The 19,637-nt window shown below is 72.7% G+C and carries 22 protein-coding genes; 10 read left to right on the top strand and 12 right to left on the bottom strand.

What is annotated here, in order from left to right; all coding sequences use genetic code 11:
• Positions 1 to 117 precede the first annotated feature (117 nt).
• The 3 genes from IE145_RS08040 to IE145_RS08030 all read left to right on the top strand — a co-directional run bounded on the left by IE145_RS08040 (position 118) and on the right by IE145_RS08030 (position 4,235).
• The gene (locus tag IE145_RS08040; RefSeq protein ID WP_189520240.1) at positions 118 to 2,157 is read left to right on the top strand and encodes an ATP-binding protein; all 2,040 of its coding nucleotides are present in this window, start codon (positions 118 to 120) and stop codon (positions 2,155 to 2,157) included.
• A 42-nt stretch (positions 2,158 to 2,199) separates the two neighbouring features.
• Entirely contained in the window at positions 2,200 to 2,703 is a 504-nt protein-coding gene (locus IE145_RS08035; RefSeq protein WP_189520187.1) for a GNAT family N-acetyltransferase, read from the top strand.
• Between the two features lie 218 nt (positions 2,704 to 2,921).
• Complete coding sequence (locus IE145_RS08030; RefSeq protein ID WP_373296575.1) at positions 2,922 to 4,235, top strand: serine hydrolase domain-containing protein; 1,314 nt, start codon at positions 2,922 to 2,924, stop codon at positions 4,233 to 4,235.
• 72 nt (positions 4,236 to 4,307) lie between these two features.
• On the opposite strand, the gene IE145_RS08025 is transcribed toward IE145_RS08030, so the two are convergent.
• Positions 4,308 to 5,096, bottom strand: coding sequence for a PepSY domain-containing protein (locus IE145_RS08025; protein WP_189520186.1), 789 nt, complete (start codon positions 5,094 to 5,096; stop codon positions 4,308 to 4,310).
• Positions 5,097 to 5,295: 199 nt separating this feature from the next.
• Between IE145_RS08025 and IE145_RS08020 the strand changes: the two genes are divergently transcribed.
• From IE145_RS08020 to IE145_RS07995, 6 genes are all read left to right on the top strand, one after another.
• Positions 5,296 to 5,544, top strand: a complete 249-nt coding sequence (locus tag IE145_RS08020; protein ID WP_189520238.1) for a DUF6296 family protein — start codon at positions 5,296 to 5,298, stop codon at positions 5,542 to 5,544.
• A 227-nt stretch (positions 5,545 to 5,771) separates the two neighbouring features.
• Positions 5,772 to 6,533 carry a DeoR/GlpR family DNA-binding transcription regulator gene (locus IE145_RS08015; protein WP_189520237.1) on the top strand — a complete coding sequence of 254 codons (762 nt, stop codon included), beginning with the start codon at positions 5,772 to 5,774 and terminating at the stop codon, positions 6,531 to 6,533.
• Complete coding sequence (gene pfkB / locus IE145_RS08010) at positions 6,530 to 7,477, top strand: 1-phosphofructokinase (RefSeq protein WP_189520185.1); 948 nt, start codon at positions 6,530 to 6,532, stop codon at positions 7,475 to 7,477. Before IE145_RS08015 ends, pfkB begins: the two co-directional genes overlap by 4 nt.
• A 121-nt stretch (positions 7,478 to 7,598) precedes the next feature.
• On the top strand, positions 7,599 to 9,686 hold the full coding sequence (locus IE145_RS08005; protein WP_189520184.1) for a PTS fructose transporter subunit IIABC: 2,088 nt from the start codon (positions 7,599 to 7,601) through the stop codon (positions 9,684 to 9,686).
• A 51-nt stretch (positions 9,687 to 9,737) separates the two neighbouring features.
• Complete coding sequence (locus tag IE145_RS08000) at positions 9,738 to 10,010, top strand: HPr family phosphocarrier protein (RefSeq protein ID WP_189520183.1); 273 nt, start codon at positions 9,738 to 9,740, stop codon at positions 10,008 to 10,010.
• A 28-nt stretch (positions 10,011 to 10,038) separates the two neighbouring features.
• A complete protein-coding gene (locus IE145_RS07995) occupies positions 10,039 to 10,473 on the top strand; it encodes a protein-tyrosine phosphatase family protein (RefSeq protein ID WP_189520182.1) in 435 nt (144 codons plus the stop codon).
• A gap of 19 nt (positions 10,474 to 10,492) precedes the next feature.
• On the opposite strand, the gene lepB is transcribed toward IE145_RS07995, so the two are convergent.
• From lepB to IE145_RS07950, 9 genes are all read right to left on the bottom strand, one after another.
• Positions 10,493 to 11,194, bottom strand: a complete 702-nt coding sequence (gene lepB, locus IE145_RS07990) for a signal peptidase I (RefSeq protein WP_189520181.1) — start codon at positions 11,192 to 11,194, stop codon at positions 10,493 to 10,495.
• A 95-nt stretch (positions 11,195 to 11,289) separates the two neighbouring features.
• Positions 11,290 to 11,580: a hypothetical protein gene (locus IE145_RS07985; protein WP_189520180.1), complete on the bottom strand. Its 291-nt coding sequence runs from the start codon at positions 11,578 to 11,580 to the stop codon at positions 11,290 to 11,292.
• A 113-nt stretch (positions 11,581 to 11,693) separates the two neighbouring features.
• Positions 11,694 to 12,203 (bottom strand): mycothiol transferase, encoded by a 510-nt coding sequence (locus IE145_RS07980; protein WP_189520179.1) that lies wholly within the window; start codon positions 12,201 to 12,203, stop codon positions 11,694 to 11,696.
• A gap of 189 nt (positions 12,204 to 12,392) precedes the next feature.
• Entirely contained in the window at positions 12,393 to 12,626 is a 234-nt protein-coding gene (locus tag IE145_RS07975) for a hypothetical protein (protein ID WP_189520178.1), read from the bottom strand.
• A gap of 6 nt (positions 12,627 to 12,632) precedes the next feature.
• Positions 12,633 to 13,307, bottom strand: coding sequence for a TNT domain-containing protein (locus IE145_RS07970; RefSeq protein WP_189520177.1), 675 nt, complete (start codon positions 13,305 to 13,307; stop codon positions 12,633 to 12,635).
• A gap of 185 nt (positions 13,308 to 13,492) precedes the next feature.
• Entirely contained in the window at positions 13,493 to 14,008 is a 516-nt protein-coding gene (locus IE145_RS07965; RefSeq protein WP_189520176.1) for a lytic polysaccharide monooxygenase auxiliary activity family 9 protein, read from the bottom strand.
• Positions 14,009 to 14,269: 261 nt separating this feature from the next.
• The gene (locus tag IE145_RS07960; RefSeq protein WP_189520175.1) at positions 14,270 to 14,974 is read right to left on the bottom strand and encodes a DUF4230 domain-containing protein; all 705 of its coding nucleotides are present in this window, start codon (positions 14,972 to 14,974) and stop codon (positions 14,270 to 14,272) included.
• Between the two features lie 124 nt (positions 14,975 to 15,098).
• Complete coding sequence (locus IE145_RS07955) at positions 15,099 to 16,199, bottom strand: winged helix DNA-binding domain-containing protein (protein ID WP_189520174.1); 1,101 nt, start codon at positions 16,197 to 16,199, stop codon at positions 15,099 to 15,101.
• Positions 16,196 to 16,765 (bottom strand): DinB family protein, encoded by a 570-nt coding sequence (locus tag IE145_RS07950; RefSeq protein ID WP_189520173.1) that lies wholly within the window; start codon positions 16,763 to 16,765, stop codon positions 16,196 to 16,198. The genes IE145_RS07955 and IE145_RS07950 overlap by 4 nt, the downstream gene beginning before the upstream one ends.
• Before the next feature lie 98 nt (positions 16,766 to 16,863).
• On the opposite strand from IE145_RS07950, the gene IE145_RS07945 reads away from it, so the two are divergent.
• A complete protein-coding gene (locus tag IE145_RS07945) occupies positions 16,864 to 17,883 on the top strand; it encodes a helix-turn-helix transcriptional regulator (protein ID WP_189520172.1) in 1,020 nt (339 codons plus the stop codon).
• On the opposite strand, the gene IE145_RS07940 is transcribed toward IE145_RS07945, so the two are convergent.
• Together IE145_RS07940 and IE145_RS07935 are read right to left on the bottom strand one after the other, a co-directional pair.
• Positions 17,880 to 18,671 carry a DUF4389 domain-containing protein gene (locus IE145_RS07940; protein WP_189520171.1) on the bottom strand — a complete coding sequence of 264 codons (792 nt, stop codon included), beginning with the start codon at positions 18,669 to 18,671 and terminating at the stop codon, positions 17,880 to 17,882. The genes IE145_RS07945 and IE145_RS07940 overlap by 4 nt on opposite strands.
• Before the next feature lie 112 nt (positions 18,672 to 18,783).
• The gene (locus IE145_RS07935) at positions 18,784 to 19,620 is read right to left on the bottom strand and encodes a VanZ family protein (RefSeq protein ID WP_189520170.1); all 837 of its coding nucleotides are present in this window, start codon (positions 19,618 to 19,620) and stop codon (positions 18,784 to 18,786) included.
• Between the last annotated feature and the right edge of the window lie 17 nt (positions 19,621 to 19,637).

Here is a 19,637-nt window from a genome sequence, read left to right as displayed (position 1 = left end):
TCCCGCCTTTCGAACGACGCCGCTCACCGATCGAACGGGATGCATTGTCGGCCGTTTCTGACTGCTTTTCGCTATGAACGGAGGCGGTGGGCCCGGGCGAGGCAGGATGTCCCCGTGATGGGCAACCTTCCCGTCGTGACGACCAGTTTCGTGGGCCGCACCAGCGAACTGGTCAGCATCGAACGGGCACTTCGAGATCATCGACTGGTCACGCTGACCGGCAGCGGCGGGGTCGGCAAGAGCCGGCTGGCCCTGCGCACCGCCGAGCGTGCCCGGGACCGGTACGCCGACGGCGTCTGGTGGGCCGATCTGTCCCATCTCCACGACGACCAGTTGCTCGCCACGACGGTGTGCGACGGCGTCGGTCTCCTGGACCACAGCCCGCGCCGGCCGGTGGCGGCCCTCGGTGAATGGCTGTCCGGAAAGAGTCTGCTGCTCGTTCTCGACTGCTGCGAGCGGATCGTCGGCCCCTGCGGCCGGCTCGTCACCGAACTGCTCGCCGCGGCCCCGGGGCTGACGGTCCTGGCCACCAGCCGGAAGCCGCTGGGTTCGGCGGGTGAGTCGTGCGTCGAGGTGCCTCCGCTGTCCGCGGGCGAGGACGGCGGCGAGGCCGTCCGGCTCTTCCACGAGCGCGCGGCCGCCGTCGCCCCGGGCCGCTCGCTCGACGATCCAGCGAGCGCGGCCGCCGTCGCCGAGATCTGCCGCCGCCTCGACGGCATACCGCTCGCCGTCGAACTGGCCTGTGCCCAGCTCCGCGAGAGCAGCGCGCAGGAGATCACCGTGCGGCTGGCCTCCCGGACGGAGGACCTCACCGACGACACCGTCTGGCCGCGCCGCCACCGGGCCCTGCGCACCACCATCGGGTGGAGCCACGAGCTCTGCGCCCCGCTGGAGCGGCTGCTGTGGGCGCGGCTCTCCGTCTTCCGCGGCGTCATCGCGGTCCCGGACGCGGAGGCGGTGTGCGCGGGCGGGCCGCTGGACGCCGAGGCCGTCGCGCCCGCGCTGGAACGGCTGGCCGACCAGTCCGTGCTCCGGCGGACCGGGGACGGCTACCGGATGCTGGACACCCTGCGCGAGTACGGGGCGATGTGGCTGGCCGAGCTGTCGGAGGACGCGCTCCTCGCCGACCGGCACGCCCGGCACTTCGCCCATGTCGCCGTCCAGGCGTACGCGGGCTGGCTCGGTTCCTCGCAGGTCCTCTGGTACCACCGGATCGCCGACACCCACGCGGACCTGTGCGCGGCGCTGGACCATCTGCTGGCCGAGGACCCGGAGATGGCGATGGAGATGGCCGGGTGCGCCGGCCTCTTCTGGAGCTGCTGCGGATATCTGCACCAGGCCCGTTCGTACCTGGAACGGGTGCTCGGCCTGCCGCTCTCCGCCGGTCCGCACCGCACCCGGGCGCTCTGGGCCCTGGGGATCACCCTGACCCTCCAGGGCGACCACGAGGCGGCTCGCCGTGTCGGTGAGGAGTGCGAGCAGGCGGCCCGCCGCGACCGGGACGCGGAGGCGGTGCTCCTCGCGGCCCACTCCGTGAGCTTCACGTATCTGATGATGGGCCGGCCGCACACCGCGTACTCCGTCAGCGACCGCGCGCTGGCGGACCATCCGGGCGATCCGGCCGACGCGCCCTCGCAACTGCGCTGCCGGGTGATACGCCTGTTCGCCCTCTCGGCGCTCGGCCGGCTCGACGAGGCGTACGAGGAGGCCATGCGGCTCCAGCGGATCAGCCTGCGGTTCGGCGAACACTGGACACGGGCGTACGCCGATCATCAACTCGCCCTCATCCACCTGCTCCAGGGCCGTCCCCGTCATGCGGAGAGCCACGCGCGCGCGATGCTGGCGAGCAAGCACGAGCTCCACGACAGCCTCGGCATAGCGCTCGGCCTCGATCTGCTCGCCGGAGCCATCGCCGCCCAGGGGAACGGGGTGGCCGCGGCCCGCGCCTCCGGTACGGGGCAGGCCTACTGGCGCATGATCGGCCACCCGCACCGGGGCACCCCGGAGCTCGGGGCGATCCGCGAGCAGTGGGAACTGAGGGCCCGGCAGGCCGCGGGCGACTCGGCGTACGAGCGGGCCTACCGGCACGCGTCGGCCGACGACGCCGAACGCGGCCTGGCCCTCGCGCTGGAGCGCGGGAACCCCGGCCAGGGCTGATCGTCCGGGCGCCTGCGGGGAGCGTGGGCTTAGCATCCGGGTATGACGTCGATCAGCCGACTCCGTCCCGACCATGCCGCGGCTCTGCTCGCCTTCGAGCGGGAGAACCGGACCTACTTCGCCGCCTCCATCACCGACCGGGGCGACGACTATTTCGCCGAGTTCGCCGAACGCCATCGGGTCCTGCTCGCCGAGCAGGACGCGGGGCTGCACCACTTCCACCTCATCGAGGACGCCGACGGCGGCGTCCTCGGCCGGATCAACCTCGTCGAGGTGCGGGACGGTTCGGCCGAGCTGGGCTACCGGATAGCGGAGAAGGCCGCGGGGCAGGGGCTGGCCACCTGGGCGGTCCAGCAGATCTGTGTGCTGGCGGTCGAGGAGTACGGACTGACCTCCCTGCGTGCCGAGACGACGCTGGACAACACGGGCTCCCGCGCGGTGCTGGCGCGTACGGGGTTCGAGCCGCTGGAGGACGTCATGTTCGGCGACCGCCCCGGGCGGCGGTACGTCCTGGACCTGAGCGGGGGCGCTCCTCCCACCCCCTGACCGCCGCGCCCGGGAGAGCTGGCAAGGAGCGGTGAGAGGCCCCCGGGGGAAGAGCGGCGGGTGCCGGGCGCGCGGCCCGGCGCTGACGGTGTGGCCGTGGCTGTGGACGTGGTCGTGACCGTGGCTGTGGTCGACGTCGTGGTCGACGTCGTGGTCGTGGTCGTGGTCGTGGTCGCCCGGATGGTCCACCTCGGGGGCAAGCGCCGTCCGGCCGCCCGATGCTGGGGCTCGCGGGAGTGGGCCGTACATCGGCCGCCCGCCCTTCGCCCACCGCCTCAGGAGGCCCCGTGCCCGTACGTTTCCATCCGGACGCCCCGCTCCCCCGCCCTCGCCCCCGGCGGCGCAGATCCGTCGTCGCCGCCCTTGCCGTCGCCTCGCTCGCCGGGCTGATGAGCGGCCCGGCCCACGCGGGCGGTGACAACGGCCCGGACGGGGGCGGCAGCCCGCGCGGACCGGCCGACCCCGCGTTGCGGCGCGGGCTCCAGGCGCTCGTCGACACCCCGGGCGGGCCGCCCGGCGCCATCGCCGTCCTCACCGTCGACGGCCGGAGTGAGGTGTACCGGGCGGATACGTCGCAGCTCGGCACCGGACGTCCGCCCCGGACCACCGACCACATGCGGATCGCGAGCACCGCGAAGGCCTTCAGCGGCTCGGTCGCCCTGCAGCTGACCGAACGGGGTGCGCTCGGCCTCGACGACACCATCGGCCGGCGGCTGCCGGAGCTGCCCGCCGCCTGGCACCGGGTGACGCTCCGCCAGCTCCTGAACCACACCAGCGGGCTCCCCGACTACACCGAGGATCCGGTGTTCATCGCCGAGCTGACGGCCGATCCCCGCAGGCGCTTCGACTCCCGCCGACTGCTGGACTACGTCGCCGGGGACCCGCTGCGGTTCCGGCCGGGGTCCGCGTACCGCTACTCCAACTCCGACAACATCGCCGTGGCGCTGATGGCCGAGGCGGTGACGGGCCGTCGGTACGAGAAGCTCCTCGCCGAACTCGTCCACCGGCCGCTCGGTCTGCGCGACACCAGCCTCCCGCAGGGCTACCGGCTGCCCACGCCCTATCTGCACGGCTACGCGGTGGACCGGCCGGGAGCGCCGGAGGACGTCAGCACGGTGCTCAGCGCCTCGGGTGTGTGGGCGTCGGGCGGTATCGTCTCCACGCCCCGGGACCTGGGGGCCTTCATCCGCGGCTACGCCGGCGGGCTGGGTCTCGGCCCGGCAGTGCGCAGGCAGCAGCTGTCGTTCGTGGCGGGCAGCTCCGAACCCGCCGGTCCCGGGCGCAACGGGGCCGGTCTCGCCGTCTTCTCCTACGCGACGCGCTGCGGCACCGTGTACGGCCATACCGGCAACTTCCCCGGCTACACCCAGCTCGCCGCGGCGACCAAGGACGGCAAGCGGTCCCTGACCGTCTCCCTCACCTCCCAGGTGAACAGTGCGACGAACCCGCGGCTGCTGGCCACGCTCCGCGAGCTCCAGGAGGACTTCGTCTGCCGGCTGCTCAAGGGCCGGACGCCGGGCGGCGCGTACTAGAAGCGACGCGTACAGAAGAAGGGGTACGCCGGATGTTCGGCGTACCCCTTCGTGGGCCGGGCGGGAAGGCGGTCAGTCCTCGTCCGTCTCCTCGCGGACGATGGTGTCGTTCTTGGCGTCCACGTCGAAGGTGGTCTTCTTCCAGTCGGAACCGACTACGTCGACCTGCCAGATGGCGCCGTTGCCGTCGTTGTCCTCGAGGCTGACGGAGGTGACCGTCCCCTTCTTCTTCTCGGTGGCGACCTTGGCCGCCTGCTGCGGCGTCTGGGTGGCCTGGGCGAGCCGGTCGGCTGTCTGCTTCTTGTCGTCCGCGTCCTGGTCCGTGTCGACACGGGCCTCGATCACCTTGCCGTCGACCGCGTTGATGCGGACGGTGTGGATCGTGCCGTCCTTCTCCGCGACCTCCGCGGCCCAGACCGGGCCGTCGGCGCCGGGGCTCGCGCTCGGGCTGCCGGTTCCGGTGGGGCTGGGGGAGCCCGTCGGGCTGGGCGATCCCGTGGGGCTGCCGGTCGCGGTCGGGCTGGGGCTCTGGTTGTCGTCGTCGTCCACACCCTCCAGGTCGAGGTCGACGAGCTTGCCCCCGGCGACCTCGCCGGTGGCGGTGGTGGCCGCGTCGTCGAAGGTGACCTTCGTGGCGTCGAGCACCTTCTTGCGCTCCTGCTGGTCCTCGGTCAGCTTGGCGGAGGCCGAAGGCGATGTCGTCTGCTTCTGCGGGACGACCTTCGCCGCCTCGGAGGTGGCCGCGCTGCTCGCGCTGTCCGAGCTCTGACCGCATCCGGTCATCAGGAGGGCCGTGGCCGCGGCCAGCGAGAGGGCACCGACCGCCTGGAGAGTGCGGGAACGGGAGGAGGCACTGTTCATTCGTCGAGGCTGATGTCTCATGCTCGCATGCCTAGCCCTCCAGGACTTCCGTCATGTTGTCCTACCGGTCGGAGTCACCCGATCGACCGGGCGGCTCCGCCCGTTGGCCGTCGCTCCCCGGGCGGTCCACGCCGGGGTGCGAAACAATGGCGGCAGGGCCGTATTCTCCGCGCACGGCTGGGAGAACGTGATGAATCAGATGGTGCACACCGAGCGTTACGAGCTGATCTTCCAGATGTCCGGCGCCGCGGACGACGTGGTCTCCGTCCGGCTGACCGACCGGCTGGGGGCCGGCGGGTTCCCGGTGTACGAGGACGAGACGGGGATCGTCCGCGCCGAGATCAGCGACCGGGGCGAGGTCCGCATGCTCGCCAGCGGCGGCCACCAGGTCCCCGGTGCTCCCCTGCTGGCCCGCCCCCTGAGCGAGGGCGCGCCCGGCACACGCTGACCGGACCCGGCGGGCGGGGCGCACCGGTGCACGGTGCGCCCCGCCCGTTCGCGTGCCCACTCCCCCGCCAGGAGGCGGCCTCGCCCGTTCGCGTGCCCACTCCCCGCCAGGAGGCGGCCTCGTCCGTTCATGCCCACGCGTCGCCCGAATGTGTTTACATTCCCGCACCCTGACCGTAATCTGAGCGCGAAACCACAGGCTCAGGCATGAAACGGAAACAAAACCACATGTACGCACCGGAGCGTCAGCAGGAGATCCTTCGCCTCGCCCAGGAGAGCGGCCGGGTCGACGTGCTGTCCCTGGCCGAGGAGTTCCAGGTGACGGCCGAGACCGTCCGGCGGGACCTCAAGGCCCTGGACCGGGCGGGGCTGCTGCGCCGGGTGCACGGTGGGGCCATCCCGGTGGGCCGGCTGGACTTCGAGCCTGACCTCGCCGAGCGCGACGCCCTCTCCGCCGACGAGAAGGACCGCATCGCGCGGGCCGCCGTCGCCGAACTGCCCGCCGACGGCAACGTGATCGTCGACGCCGGGACCACCACCGCGCGGCTCGCCGCCGCCGTGCCGGTCGACGCGGCGCTGACCGTCGTGACGCACGCACTGCCGGTGGCCGCCCGGCTCGCCGACCATCCGGGCATCGCGCTGCATCTGGTGGGCGGCCGGGTCCGGCACCGTACGCGCGCGGCGGTCGACGCCTGGGCACTGAGTTCGTACGCCGAGATCAACGCCGACGTGGTCTTCCTCGCCACCAACGGCTTCTGCCCCGACCGCGGTCTGACCACGCCCGACCTCTCCGAGGCCGCGGTGAAGCGGGCCGTGATCAAGGCGGCCCGCCGGGTCGTCCTCCTCGCCGACTCCGGCAAGTTCGGGCAGGAGCACTTCGCCCGCTTCGGCGACCTCGCCGATGTGGACCTGCTCATCACCGACACGGGCCTCAGCCCCGACGACGCCCGCTCCATCGAGAGCCGGGGCACGGAAGTAGTACGCGCATGATCCTCACCGTCACCCCCAACCCCAGCCTGGACCGCACCTACGAGCTGCCCGGTCTGACCCGTGGCACCGTCCTGCGCGCCACGGCGGACCGCGTGGACCCGGGCGGCAAGGGCGTCAACGTCTCCCGCGCGGTCGCGGCGGCCGGGCACCGCACCGTCGCCGTCGCCCCGCTGGGCGGCCCGGAGGGTGCCCTGCTCGCCCGGCTCCTCGGCGACCTGGGCATCGAGGCGGCCGGGGTGCCGATCGCCGGGAACACCCGGATCAACATCACCCTCGTCGAACCCGACGGCACTCTGACCAAGATCAACGCGGCGGGCCCGGAACTGAGTCCCGCCGAGGCGGAGGACGTCCTGCGAGCGGTCCGGGTCCGCTCGTCCGCCGCCGACTGGATCGCCTGCTGCGGGAGCCTGCCGCGCGGACTGCCGCCGCGGTGGTACGCGGAGCTGGTCGAGCGGAGTCACCGGGCCGGGGCCCGGATCGCGCTGGACACCTCGGGTGCTGCCCTCACCGCCGCGCTCGCCGAAGGGCCCGATGTGATCAAGCCCAACGCCCAGGAGCTGGCCGAGGCCGTGGGCCGCCCGCTGGCCACGGTGGGCGACGCGCTGAAGGCCGCCGAGGAGCTGCGCCAGCGCGGCGCCCGGTCGGTGCTGGCGAGTCTGGGCGCGGACGGACAGCTGCTGGTCGAGGAGTCGGGCGCGTACTTCGCGACCGCCCCGGTGGCGGCCGTACGCAGCAATGTCGGCGCCGGGGACGCCTCGCTGGCCGGCTTCCTCACGGCGGGCGGGCGGGGCCCGGAAGCGCTCGCCTCGGCCGTCGCCCACGGGGCCGCCGCCGTGCAGCTGGCCGGGAGCCTCATGCCCACCCCGGCCGACCTCGACCTGCCGTCGGTCGCGACGACCTCCGACGTACCGCTGGACCGCGCGCTGAGCGAGCCGGCCCCATGACCCCCGCACCACCCGCCACCACCACGATCCCCGCACCTCCCGTACGGACCCCACCCGTACGCGAGCTCCGCCCCGTCCCCCCGACCCGCCGCCCCGGCGGTCCCGAGCAAGGAGCACCGCGTTGAGCGAGCTGATCACCGCGGAACTGGTCGACCTCGATCTGTCCGCCGCAACGAAGGACGCCGCCGCGAGGTCACTCGCCGAGCGGATGGTGGCCGCGCACCGCGTCACCGATCTCGACGGCTTTCTGGCCGACGTCGCCGCCCGCGAGGCGCAGATGCCGACCGGCCTCGACGGCGGCATCGGCATCCCGCACTGCCGCAGCCGGCATGTGAACGCCCCGACGCTCGCCTTCGGGCGCAGCGCAGCGGGCATCGACTTCGGTGCGGCCGACGGTCCCGCCGACCTGATCTTCCTCATCGCCGCCCCGGCCGGGGCGGACGACGACCACCTCACCATCCTGTCGGGGCTGGCCCGCAGGCTGATGGACCCGGAGTTCACCGCAGCGCTGCGCGCCGGAACGGACCCGGCGGCGGTAGCCGCGCTGATCCGGGGCGAGGAGCCGGCGGAGCGACCCGCCGTCGACGAGGAGCAGGCAGAGGACGAGGAGCAGGCGGAGTACCCGGGGGCCGGGACCGGGTCCGAGGCCGGGCCCGGGCCCGGGTCCGGGTCCGGGTCCGAGGATGCCGGAGCGGCTGGGAGCGTCCCCTTCCGGATCGTCGCCGTCACCTCCTGCCCGACCGGCATCGCCCACACCTACATGGCCGCCGAGTCCCTGGCGGCGGCGGGCCGCGCCGAGGGCGTCGAGGTGACGGTGGAGACCCAGGGCTCGGGCGGATTCAAGAAGCTGGACCCCGCCGTCATCAGCGCGGCGGACGCCGTGATCTGGGCGCATGACGTGGAGGTCCGGGAAAAGGCGCGTTTCCGCGGCAGGCCCCTGGTCGACGTCGGGGTGAAAGCGGGCATCAACCGGCCCGCCGAACTCATCGCCGAGGCCCGGCGCAAGGCGGCACGCGGGGAGATCGCCGCCGTGTCCGAGACCAACGGCGGCAAGGACTCCGGCGACGGCGGGGCGGACCGGTCCGACGCGCCCCACGCGCACTTCGGCGTCCGGCTCCGTACGTATCTGATGTCCGGCGTCAGTTACATGGTTCCGTTCGTCGCCGCGGGCGGTCTGCTCATCGCCCTGTCGTTCGCCATCGGCGGCTACGAGACAGCGAGCGCCAAGTCGGTCGCCGACCACTTCGTGTGGGGCGAGGCGGACAGCTGGGCGGCGCTCCTCAACCAGACCGGTTCGGCGGCCTTCGCGTTCCTGGTGCCGGTGCTCGCCGGGTACATCGCGTACGGGATGGCGGACCGGCCCGCGCTGGTGCCGGGCTTCGTCGGCGGGTCCATCGCGCTGACGGTGAACGCCGGGTTCCTCGGCGGTCTGGTCGCCGGTCTGCTGGCCGGGGCGGTGGTGATGGCGATCCAACGGGTCCCGGTCCACGCGACGTTGCGCGGCATCATGCCGGTGCTGGTGATCCCGTTGATCGCGTCGGCGGTCGTGGGCTTCCTGATGTTCATCGTGGTCGGCAAGCCGGTCGCCTCGCTGCAGAACGCCCTGACGGACCGGCTGAACGGCCTGTCGGGCTCCAACGCCGTGATCCTCGGCGTGGTCCTCGGACTGATGATGTGCTTCGACATGGGCGGCCCGCTGAACAAGGTGGCGTATGCCTTCGCGGTCGGTGGCCTGGCCGATCCGACCGACGGCAGCCTGAAGGTGATGGCCGCGGTCATGGCTGCCGGGATGGTCCCGCCGCTGGCGATGGCGCTCGCCACCACCGTACGCAGGAAGCTGTTCACGAAGACCGAGCGGGAGAACGGCCGGGCGGCCTGGGTGCTGGGCGCCTCGTTCATCACCGAGGGCGCGATCCCCTTCGCCGCCGCCGACCCGCTGCGGGTCATCCCGTCGGTGATGGCGGGCGGCGCGGTCACCGGCGCGCTGTCGATGGCCTTCGGTGCGACGCTGCGGGCTCCGCACGGCGGCGTCTTCGTCGTCCCGCTGATCGGTCAGCCGCTCCTCTACCTGCTCGCCGTCGCCGCCGGAACGCTGGTGGCGACCGCGCTCGTCGTCCTGCTCAAGGGCGCCCGCCGGGCGGCACCGGACACGGCCGGGGAGGCGGGAGCCGCGGGCTCCGGCGACTCCCGGGTCCCGGTCGCCGCCTGAACACCTCACCGCCCCGCACGCCTTCCGCAACCCCTCTCCCAGGAGTGATCCATGTATCAGCAGACCGTCGTCATAGGTTCCAGCAGCGGGCTTCATGCCCGTCCGGCGTCGCTGTTCGTCAAGGCCGCCGCCCGTCAGCCGGTCAAGGTGACGATCGCCCGTGAGGGCCGCGACCCGGTCGACGCCCGCAGCATGCTCGCTGTGCTGGCCCTGGCGGCGCCGTACGGGGAGGCCGTGGTCCTCAGTGCCGAGGGCGACGGTGCGCGGGCGGCGGTCGAGGAGCTGGCGGAGCTGCTGGCGCAGGATCTCGACTCCGCCGCCTGACCGGCAGGACGCCCCGTAGCTTGGGGGCGTGACCGGACACTGGAACGCCGCCGACCCCGCCGTCCTCGCCCTGCCATCCGGGCGGCTGGTGCGGGGCCGGGGACTGCGCAAGCCGCTGCCCCCGGGCCCCGAACCGGAGTTCGCCGTGTACCTGCTGGGCCGCACCCCGCCCTCGGTCCGCTGGGAGTCGCGGTGGCTGCGGTGGCCCGACTTCCGGCTCCCGGCGAACCGGGAGGAGGCGCGGGTCCTTCTCCGGGAGGTGTGGGAGCGGGCGGCCGACGAGCGGGTCGAAGTGGCGTGCGACGGCGGGATGGGCCGGACCGGGACGGCGCTGGCCGTTCTGGCCGTCCTGGACGGGGTGCCCGCCGCGGAGGCGGTGGCGTTCGTCCGCGCCGGCTACCACCCGCGGGCGGTGGAAACGCCCTGGCAGCGCCGGTACGTACGGGACTTCGCGCCACGCTGAGCAGCGGAGCAGCCGGGTGTCAGGGCCTGTCGGGCACGTTCTTGAACGTGTCGGGCACCGGCAGGGTGGCCCAGCGGCCGATCGGCCAGGCGACGACGACGGCCCGGCCGACGACCTCGTCGACCGGGACCATTCCCTTGTTGGGGTCGTCCTGGTGGTAGCGGGAGTCGGCGGATTCCTGGCGGTGGTCCCCCATGACCCAGACCTTGCCCTCGGGGACGGTGACCTTGAACCGGCCGCCCTCGTCGTTGCTGCACGGAGTGTTGCCGGGGAAGACGTACGGCTCGTCCAGGGCGGTGCCGTTGACCTTCACCGGCCCGTCGCCCGCGCACTCCACGGTGTCGCCGCCGACGCCGATGACCCGCTTGATGAGGTCCTTCTCCTCGGCGGAGGGCATGACACCGATGAAACTCAGCACCTTCTGCACGGTGTTGGGCTCGTCCACGGGCATGCCCGCGAGCCAGTCGGCGGGGTCGTGGAAGACGATCACCTCACCGCGCTCCGGCTCCGAGCCGAACCAGGGCGTCAGCTTGTCGACCAGCACCCGGTCGCCCCGCTGGAGGGTGTTCTGCATCGAGTCCGAGGGGATGGAGAAGGCCTGCACCAGAAACGTCTTGATGAGCAGGGCCAGCACCAGGGCCATGACGATCAGGAGCGGCAGCTCCACCCAGAACGGCCGCTTCTTGCGCGTACTCGACCGCCGCGCTCCCGCACGCCCCATGTCACCGCTCCTCGCCCCGTGAACCGCCTGTGCCCGTCCCTCGGGGGACGGGTCCGGTGATCCACTCTATGGGGCGCGGAGCGCGATGACTGTCGCTATGCGGGTTCCGCACCGACCGACGGGACTCTCGCGCCCTCTCCGGCGCGCACGGCTTCGACGACGCTCTGGTGGAACGTACGGCTCTCCTCCTCGGAGGGGCAGGGCACCGGGCTGCCCACGAGGGTGAACCAGTCGGAGGAGCCGCTGTACTGCACGGCCACCGACGCCTGTCCGTCGAACCACGTCGTGTGGACGGTGACGTCGCCGCTGAGGATGCCCGCTTCTTCGGTGCGCACTCCGCCGGAGCCCGTGTAGACCCCGCTGGTCGTCCAGGATGCCCAGCCCATGATGGTCACCTTTCGGACGCTGACACTGCCTGTCCGGCCGATTTCTTCCGAGTATGGCACCGCCGGTGGGACTGTGCACGGGTGTGTGCGGGCCGGCCGCCCGGGGTCTTCCGTCAGGCCCTCTCCAGCACTCCGCGGACGAACGCGGCCTGCCCCGCGTGCTGGAGGTCCTCGGCGACGACGCTGATCAGCCGGACACCCAGAGTCACCGGGGGCGACCACCCCTCGTCGACGATCCGGTCGAGGCCGTGGCCCTCCAGTCCCGCGACGAAGTCGAGGGTCCGCTCCTGTACGGCGTCGAAGTAGCCGAGGAGGGGTTCGGTGGAGTCCACACGTACGGCCGCGACCTCGTCGGCGCTGTGCCCGTAGCCGGTGTCCGTGGCGTCGAGGGGGAGCCCGAAGCGGTCGGCCCAGCCTTCGGTGAGCCAGATCTGCGCCGTGCCGGAGGCGTCCGCGATGTGGTCGTCCTGGACGCGGGTGAGATGCCAGACGAGCCAGGAGATGGAGTTGGCTCCCTCGTCGAGGCGGGCGTTGAGGTCGTCGGGCGCGAGCCCCTCGACGGCCGCGTGGACGGCCTCCCCGACCCGGTCGAACGCTTCGGCCAGCAATCCTGCGGTGTTCATCCGCCCACTGTCGCTCACCGGGCGCCGGGGGTCCGGGGTGCGACACACCGCCGTACGGTCGGGTCATGGTCCGGAGCCGCGCGCAGGACGTCGATCAGTATCTCGCCGAGGCCCCCGAGGCGGGGTTCCGCGAGGTGATGGCGTACGGCACGCCCTGCTGATAAGGGCGCGGAAGGTCCGGCGGACCTTTCAGACGAGCAGGCTCAGCAGGTGGGCGCAGGCGGTGGCCTCGTCCGGGTGGCGGGCGATGACCTCGTACGTTCCGCGCTCGAACGCCCCGGTCTCCCAGCCGCCGTCCCCGCTCCGCCGGACGAGGAGGAAGTCCGGTGGGGTGGGGACGGGCTCGTGGACGCCCTCGATCCGGTAGTAGCCGCCGGGGATCCGTGCCTCGACGAGTGCGGCGTGCAGGGCCCGGCGGTCCATACCGGGTTACGCGCCCGCGGGTGTCAGGTAGGCGTTGTCCAGCAGCCACTTCACATTGAGCCGCTGCCCCTCGCCCGGGTCGAGGAACACGGCGTCGAGCTTGATCTGCCGGCCGCCGCCGGGCTGCTCGAACCACGGGGCGATGGAGCCCTGCCAGACCCAGAAGGGCTTGGCGACCTTGTAGACGCGGTAGTCGCACGGGGTGTCCGCGTCGCGGGTGTTGAGGTTCTGCGGCGGCAGGGCGCGCTCGGCGTAGGCGTCCCCGGCGGGGGCGAGGTAGCCGCCGTACTCCGAGCCGAAGCGGTCCAGGCGCTGGCCGGTGCGGAGCTTGACGGGCTCCTTGTCGATCTCGCCGTTCACCTCGGCGAAGCCGTCGTTGGGCGGGTACTTCCAGCTGCCGGTGTCCGCGGGGCCTTCCCAGTACTTCTTCAGGAAGTCCTGCGGGGTGAGGTCTCCGGTGCGCTGGTAGCCGTTGAGGAGCGGGCCGACCGGGGCGAGCCGCTTGTTCGGCAGCCACTTGGGGCCGAGGCGGGGGTCGCCGCGGAACTCCCCGGTGCACTGTTCGTGGCGTTCGGCGGTGGGAGCGGGCCTCTCGGGCCCGGGTGCGGCGCTCGCCGTCGGGGCGGTGATCAGTCCGGCGGTGATGCCGAGCGCGGCGAGTACGGTACGCATACGGTTCATTCAGGAGTCCCCTTGAGCACTGATGATCCATCAGGACAGCTGACGTAGGGTAACCGCTCGACTACGGTGACGTATCGCACCATGCCGTTTTCCGGCCAGGTGGACAGCACCGCGCCCCGGTCGCGGCGGTGCGCGTCCGGGGCGTGGTGGCCGGCCGGGTGTGCGCCCCCGGCCGGGTGGGGCCGCTAGCCGACGTTGACGTCGATGCAGGCGTAGAAGGCGTTGGCGGTGTCCGCGATGTTCCAGACGGCCAGGACCTTCTGCCGACCGGTCTTGTTGCCGAAGTCGACCTGGTGGGTCACGGTGGCGTCGGGCTGCGCGCCGCCGTCGTCGAATTCGGCGATCTTCTCGCCGCCCACGAAGTACTGCCAGGTGCTGGTCGAGTGGCGTGCGGTGAGCTTCCACTCGAACTGCTGGGAACGGTTCACCGGAGTGACGGCCCACCCCTTGGAGTCGTCGTCCAGCTCGGCGAAGCCGCTGTTGCCGCCGCTGCAGCTGGTGAGCCCCTTGGGGCCCTCGACGCTCTGCGGTTCGTACTTGATCGCGCCGCAGCTGACCGTCCCGGCGGCGCACTGGGCCTGCCGGCTCGGCGGGTTGGAGATGTAGCCGTGGGCACTGGCGGAGCTTGCCGGGAGGCTGAGGGCGAGGACGGGGGCGAGCACGGCGCCGACGGCGAGTGCGGTCTTCCTTTTCGCGTGCATGCTTCTCCTTCACATGAGGCCGCACCGCGCGGTGGCGGACCGTGGGGGGTCCGGCTTCGGTGGCAAGGCCTCGCGAGTGTGGGGCCAAGAGGCGCGAAGGGCTGCAAGTCCCTTGCCGGACAAGCCTGATGACAGGTGACCGGAAAGGCCTTGCACTTGGACTAGACCATACCCAGCGACGCGTTCACGTCAAGAGTGTCCGGTGGGCGCTCCGCCCCCGCGGCCGCGCGCGGTGCGCGCGCGGCCGCCCGGGTGACACGGTCACTCCTGGTCGTCTCCGTAGCGGACCGTGACGCGTTCGAAGCCGAGGGAGCCGAGCAGCCCCTTGAGCATGTCGGCGGTGTTCTTCTCCGCCCGGGCCGTCAGTTCGCTCTCCTTCGCCGCCTCCGAGATGTGCTGGGCGGCGAGCTTGTTGACCGCCTGCTCGCTGCCGGGGTTGTCGGAGAAGAGGTCGCCGAGACGGTCGAGGAGACCACGCTGCTTGGACACCGCGTAGGAGCGGTCGGGGTCGAGGGCCGGTTTGCCCAGCACGGCCCGGGGCAGGCGCAGTTCGGCCACGGTGCGGTCCTCGTTGACCACGACGCCGCCCTCGGTGACCTGGCCCAGGTCGACGGAGGCGTCGACCGTGCCCGCCCCGACGAACAGGGTGCGGGTGCCGCGCAGCGCGTCGGGAACGAACTTCGCGTCCTTCTCCAGGTCGACGACGACCTGGAAGTTGCCCGAGGCGGCCTCGTACGAGCTCATGTCCTGGATGGACTTGAGCACGGCGGGGCCCGACCGGTCGCGGGTCTCCTCGCCGAAGAAGTCGCCGAGCCCCGGCAACAGGCTGAGCCGGCCGCCGGCGAACAGCAGGACCAGCACGGCCGCGACCGCGCCGAGGACTTTCAGCCATCCCCGCGAGGGGCGGGCGGTGCGCTGTCGGTCGCCGTGCGGCGCGGGCTCTGTGGTTACGTCGCTGGACGTCATGGTACGAGTGTGACCGCATCCGGTGCTTTCAGTCGGCCTCCTGCCGCCACTCGCTCGAACTCCCGCACAAAGTAGGCCTGTTCCGGTACCCACGGGCAGACGCCCGGACGCCTCCCAGGGGCGTTCAGCGCGGTGACGCCGCCACCCGTACGCGGTCGCTGTCACCGTCGGAGAGGAACGCCGCGAGCTCCCGCCCCTGGTCGGCGACGGCGGTCCGGTCGGCCCGGGAGAGGGTGCGCAGGGGGTCCACGGTGACGACGCCTTCGGTGACGGTCCACGTGGCGGCGACGCGGCCGTCGACCAGCACGACCCGCTCCCCCGCGACCGAGAGGCCGCGATGGGCGTCGTCGATGATCCGGCCGCGGTCCTGGTAGCCGAGGATCGCGTTGTCGAAGGCGGGCAGGAACCGTACCGGGGCGGGGGTGTCCGGGTCCGGGCGCGGCGCGTCGGGCAGGTCGAGCAGCTCCCGTCCCCGCTCGTCGCGGAAGCGGACCAGTTCGTCGCGTACGGCGGCCACGGCACCGGGTAGCCCGGCCAGGCCGGACCAGGCGCGCAGGTCGGCCGTGGCGGCGGGCCCGTACGCGGCCAGATAGCGCCTCACCAGTGCCTGGCCGACCGGGTCGGTGCCCTCGGGGGCGGGCGGATCGACCGGGCGGCCCAGCCAGGAGGACAGCGCGACGTTGCGCACCCCGCCCTTGGCGCGCCACAGCCCCCGGGGCGGCGCCTGCGCCATCGGGACGAGGCCCGCGACCACCATCTCGCCCAGGGGGCGCGGCCCGGGGCCGGGCCATCGCCCGGCGAGCGCCCGCACGATCTCGGCCGCGGTGCGGGGCTCGCCGTCGGACGTCAGTTCCCGGGCGTCCGCCGCGAGTTCTTCGAGGTCGGTCCCCGTGAGCTCGTCGCGGTAGACGCCGAGGACCCGTTGGCGCAGCATCGCGTCGTGGCGGGCCCGCCAGGCGAGGACGTCGTCGGCGGTGACGAGGTGGACCGTGCGGCGCATCAGATGGGTGCGCACCACGCTCCGCCGGGTCAGCAGGTCCGAGAGGACGGCCGGGTCGAAGGCGGCCAGCCGGGACCAGAGTCCGATGAAGGGTTCCTGCGGTTCCTGCGCCTGGAGGCCGCAGAGGTGGGCCACCGCGTCCACGACGGGCAGGCCGGCCCGCTCCAGCAGCAACTGGCGCGCGAGGGTCGCGCGGTTGAGCGCCCGGTGGTCGAGGACCGTCACGTCGCCTTCCGCCCGTCGAGCGTCTCGCGCAGGATGTCCGCGTGCCCGGCGTGCTGGGAGGTCTCGGCGATGACGTGGGCCAGCACCCGCCGGACGCTCCACGCGCCGCCGGGTTCGTTCCAGGGCGCCTCGGGGAGCGGGTGCGAGGCCGAGAGGTCGGTGACCGTGAGGATGATCTTCTCGGTGCGGGCGGCGACCTGCTCGTACGCCTGGAGGATGCCGGCCACCGTCTCCCCGGGCAGCATCCGGAACTCGTTCTCCCGGTCGGTCATCCACTGCGGGAACTCGCGTGCGGTCCCGGCCATGACGTCGTCCCAGGTGACACCGTGGGGCAGGTCGAACGACATCGCCGAGGGGCCCTCCGTCGCGAAGTTCAGCCAGCCCTCCTCCACGGCCGTGACGTGCTTGACGAGGCCGCCCAGGCACAGCGCGCTGACCGTCGGAGTCTGGCCGGCCTGCTCGTCGGTGAGGTCGCGCACCGAGGCGGTCAGGGCGGCCCGCGCCTCGGCGAGGGCGGCCAGCAGGTCGGTGCGCTCGGCGTCGCGGGACACGGAGGGTGTGGTCATGGTGATCGGTCCTTCCGGGGTTCCTGTCGTGCGGTACGGATCGACCTTCTCAGGGGAAGCGGTCAGCTTGTGTCCTCTTCTCCACCCATACTCGTGTCATGCCGAAGACTTCCGCCCGACTGCTGGCACTGCTCTCCCTGCTCCAGGCGCGCCGCGACTGGCCGGGGCAGCTGCTGGCCGAGCGGCTGGAGGTCAGCCCGCGCACGGTGCGGCGTGATGTCGACCGGCTGCGGGAGCTGGGCTACCCCATCGCGGCGTTCAAGGGGCCCGACGGTGGATACCGGCTGGACGCGGGTGCGCGGTTGCCGCCGTTGCTGTTCGACGACGACCAGGCCGTCGCCCTGGCCGTCGCGCTGCGGACCGCCACCGCGACCGGTGCCGGGATCGGGGAGGCCGCGGCCCGCGCGCTCACCACGGTCCGGCAGGTCATGCCCGCCCGGCTGCGCCATCGCGTCGACGCCCTGAACGTCACCGCCGTCGAACGGACGGGAGGCCCGCCGCGGCCCCAGGCCGATCCCCGGGTCCTCCTCGCGCTGAGCGACGCGGTGCGCGCCCAGGAGGTACTGCGTTTCGACCACTCCCCCGCCCACGCCCCGACGACCGCCGCCGACCCGCCGCCCGCGGTGCGACGGGTGGAGCCGCACCGTCTGGTCACCTGGGGCGGGCGCTGGTATCTCGTCGCCTGGGACCTGGACCGCGAGGACTGGCGCACCTTCCGCGCGGACCGGATCACGCCGCGCACACCCACGGGCCCCCGGTTCACCGCCCGCGAGGTGCCCGGGGGCGATGTGGCCGCGTTCGTGGCCGCCCGGTTCCAGGGCTCCGGCGGCCCCGGCGCGTGGCCCTGCCGCGGCGAGGTGATCCTCGACGCTCCGGCCTCCGCGGTGGCGGGCCACATCCGCGACGGAATCGTCGAGGAGCACGGGCCCGACCGCTGCCGGGTGGTCCTGGGGGCCTGGTCGTGGCCCGGCCTGGCCGCCGGGCTCGGCAGGTTCGACGTGGACATCGAGGTGGTGGGGCCCGACGAGCTCAGGGACGCCTTCGCCGATCTGGCCCGCCGCTTCGCCGCCGCGGCGGGCCAGGGGCACGGCGGATTCCCGGAGCCCGGCGCCCCTTAGATCCTGTCGGTGAGCCGGGTGTCGGTCGTGTCGTCGGTCGTCGAGGCGGTCAGGGACGAGGTGATGTGTCCGGCGAGGCCGAGCACCAGGAAGAGGACCACGAGCCACTTGGCGGCGCTGCTCAGGATCAGCGGGCGCGTCGCCGACCGCGCCTGCTCCGGGGGAACGGCGAGGTCGTCGTCGCCGAACAGCGCCTTGGGGTAGGCGGGGGTGAGCATCATGACGTACGCGGAGAAGCGCATCCGGTAGCGCAGGGTGGCCGCCGTCGCCTCGAACAGCGGCCGGGGCATCCGGCCGAGGCAGAGCGTGATCAGCCACCAGACGAAGGCCAGCGCCCACCACCCGTAGACGGCGAGGCTCTGCACGATCGCGGCCGGGATCATCAGGAAGACGCGGAAGAGCACCGCCAGCCGGTTGAGCGGGGTGGGCCGCACCTCGATCTGCACCGGGTAGTCGGCCGGCGGGGTGAGGGCGAACGGCGGGTAGCGGTCGATGAGCAGCATGTCGCTCGCCGAGACGCGCATGTCGTAGCCGAGGACGCCGGCCAGGAAGCGGAAGACGGGGTCGGGCAGCCGCCCCAGCACCAGGGCCGCGAACCATCCCACGACGACGGTGAAGAACGCCGCGATGTGCAGGAAGAACAGCACGATGAAGTGCGGGAGCAGCAGCAGGAGTCGCAGGAGGACGGTCAGCCGCCGCTGGCGCGCCGGTTCGACGATGTCCAGGACGGGCCGGAACTCGTCGGAGTCCGCCTCCTTGCGGCCCGGGCTCCACTGGCCTTCGGCCATGTCGCTCCTCCTCGGCAGGGGATCCGTGCGGCATCCGCGCGCAGGACGTGTCCCCACCGTGCGTTCGGGCCGGGCCGCCCGCAAACGGCCCGGCCCGAACGGGTGCCCCGGCTCAGCGCCTGCGGAGGCGGTCGAGGAGGGGGCGGGGGGCCCTGGCGCCGACGGACTTCGTGCCGGTGCCCTTCGTACCGGTGCCCTTCGTACCGGTGCCCTTCGTACCGGTGCCCTTCGTACCGGTGCCCTTCGTACCGGTGCCCTTCGTACCGGTGCCCTTCGTACCGGTGCCCTTCGTACCGGTGGTCTTCTTGGCGGTGGCCCTGGTGCCTGTGCCCTTCGTACCGGTGGTCTTCTCGGCGGCCCCGGTGCCCGTGCGCTTGGCGCCTGTGCCTTTGGCACCCGTCCGCTTCGGCCTGGGTGCGGGCTCGGGCTTGGGGTCGATCCGCGGTTCCGATGAGCCGGGGACCTCGGCGTACGTGTAATAGCGGTGGCTGATCCGGCGGCCGAGCACGAAGTACCCCAGCAGTGCACCCGTCGTGTTGAGGATGACGTCGTCGATGTCGAAGGCGCGCCCCTGGACCAGGGCTCCCTGGATCAGCTCGACGACGGCCATCGCGACGGCCGTCAGCAGCGTGGTCCGGATCATCCGCAGGCGCCGTGGCACGAAGAACGGCAGCAGGAGTCCGAACGGCACGCCGAGCAGCAGGTTTCCGCCCGCCTGCTTGCACGCGGCGAGGAAGGTGTAGTCCTCGGCGTACTGGCGCAGCGAGCGCCCGGGGCGGAGGTTGGCGGTGACGATGTCCTCGGAGGCCGGCGAGGGGGTCAGCGTCACCTTGGCCAGCAGTACGGAGAACGCCACCAGTCCCAGCAGCACCACCGTCAGGACCGCTCCGCGCACCAGTACCCGTACCCATGTCCTCTGGCGTGCGGGGGGATTCGCCTCTGCTGTCATGGCCGACGGATGCCCCC

The organism is Streptomyces sindenensis, from assembly GCF_014649035.1.
Taxonomy (GTDB): Bacteria; Actinomycetota; Actinomycetes; order Streptomycetales; family Streptomycetaceae; genus Streptomyces; species Streptomyces sindenensis.
The sequence above is the reverse complement of the archived record's forward strand: the minus strand, read 5'-3'. Positions and strand labels throughout refer to the sequence as shown.

Excerpts from the sequence above, each read along its gene's own strand:
- IE145_RS08040 (WP_189520240.1), top strand. The coding sequence starts at position 118 with ATGGGCAACCTTCCCGTCGTGACGACCAGTTTCGTGGGCCGCACCAGC.
- IE145_RS08035 (WP_189520187.1), top strand. The coding sequence starts at position 2,200 with ATGACGTCGATCAGCCGACTCCGTCCCGACCATGCCGCGGCTCTGCTC.
- IE145_RS08030 (WP_373296575.1), top strand. The coding sequence starts at position 2,922 with ATGCTGGGGCTCGCGGGAGTGGGCCGTACATCGGCCGCCCGCCCTTCG.
- IE145_RS08025 (WP_189520186.1), bottom strand. The coding sequence starts at position 5,096 with ATGAACAGTGCCTCCTCCCGTTCCCGCACTCTCCAGGCGGTCGGTGCC.
- IE145_RS08020 (WP_189520238.1), top strand. The coding sequence starts at position 5,296 with ATGGTGCACACCGAGCGTTACGAGCTGATCTTCCAGATGTCCGGCGCC.
- IE145_RS08015 (WP_189520237.1), top strand. The coding sequence starts at position 5,772 with ATGTACGCACCGGAGCGTCAGCAGGAGATCCTTCGCCTCGCCCAGGAG.
- pfkB (WP_189520185.1), top strand. The coding sequence starts at position 6,530 with ATGATCCTCACCGTCACCCCCAACCCCAGCCTGGACCGCACCTACGAG.
- IE145_RS08000 (WP_189520183.1), top strand. The coding sequence starts at position 9,738 with ATGTATCAGCAGACCGTCGTCATAGGTTCCAGCAGCGGGCTTCATGCC.
- lepB (WP_189520181.1), bottom strand. The coding sequence starts at position 11,194 with ATGGGGCGTGCGGGAGCGCGGCGGTCGAGTACGCGCAAGAAGCGGCCG.
- IE145_RS07985 (WP_189520180.1), bottom strand. The coding sequence starts at position 11,580 with ATGGGCTGGGCATCCTGGACGACCAGCGGGGTCTACACGGGCTCCGGC.
- IE145_RS07980 (WP_189520179.1), bottom strand. The coding sequence starts at position 12,203 with ATGAACACCGCAGGATTGCTGGCCGAAGCGTTCGACCGGGTCGGGGAG.
- IE145_RS07975 (WP_189520178.1), bottom strand. The coding sequence starts at position 12,626 with ATGGACCGCCGGGCCCTGCACGCCGCACTCGTCGAGGCACGGATCCCC.
- IE145_RS07970 (WP_189520177.1), bottom strand. The coding sequence starts at position 13,307 with ATGAACCGTATGCGTACCGTACTCGCCGCGCTCGGCATCACCGCCGGA.
- IE145_RS07965 (WP_189520176.1), bottom strand. The coding sequence starts at position 14,008 with ATGCACGCGAAAAGGAAGACCGCACTCGCCGTCGGCGCCGTGCTCGCC.
- IE145_RS07960 (WP_189520175.1), bottom strand. The coding sequence starts at position 14,974 with ATGACGTCCAGCGACGTAACCACAGAGCCCGCGCCGCACGGCGACCGA.
- IE145_RS07950 (WP_189520173.1), bottom strand. The coding sequence starts at position 16,765 with ATGACCACACCCTCCGTGTCCCGCGACGCCGAGCGCACCGACCTGCTG.
- IE145_RS07945 (WP_189520172.1), top strand. The coding sequence starts at position 16,864 with ATGCCGAAGACTTCCGCCCGACTGCTGGCACTGCTCTCCCTGCTCCAG.
- IE145_RS07940 (WP_189520171.1), bottom strand. The coding sequence starts at position 18,671 with ATGGCCGAAGGCCAGTGGAGCCCGGGCCGCAAGGAGGCGGACTCCGAC.
- IE145_RS07935 (WP_189520170.1), bottom strand. The coding sequence starts at position 19,620 with ATGACAGCAGAGGCGAATCCCCCCGCACGCCAGAGGACATGGGTACGG.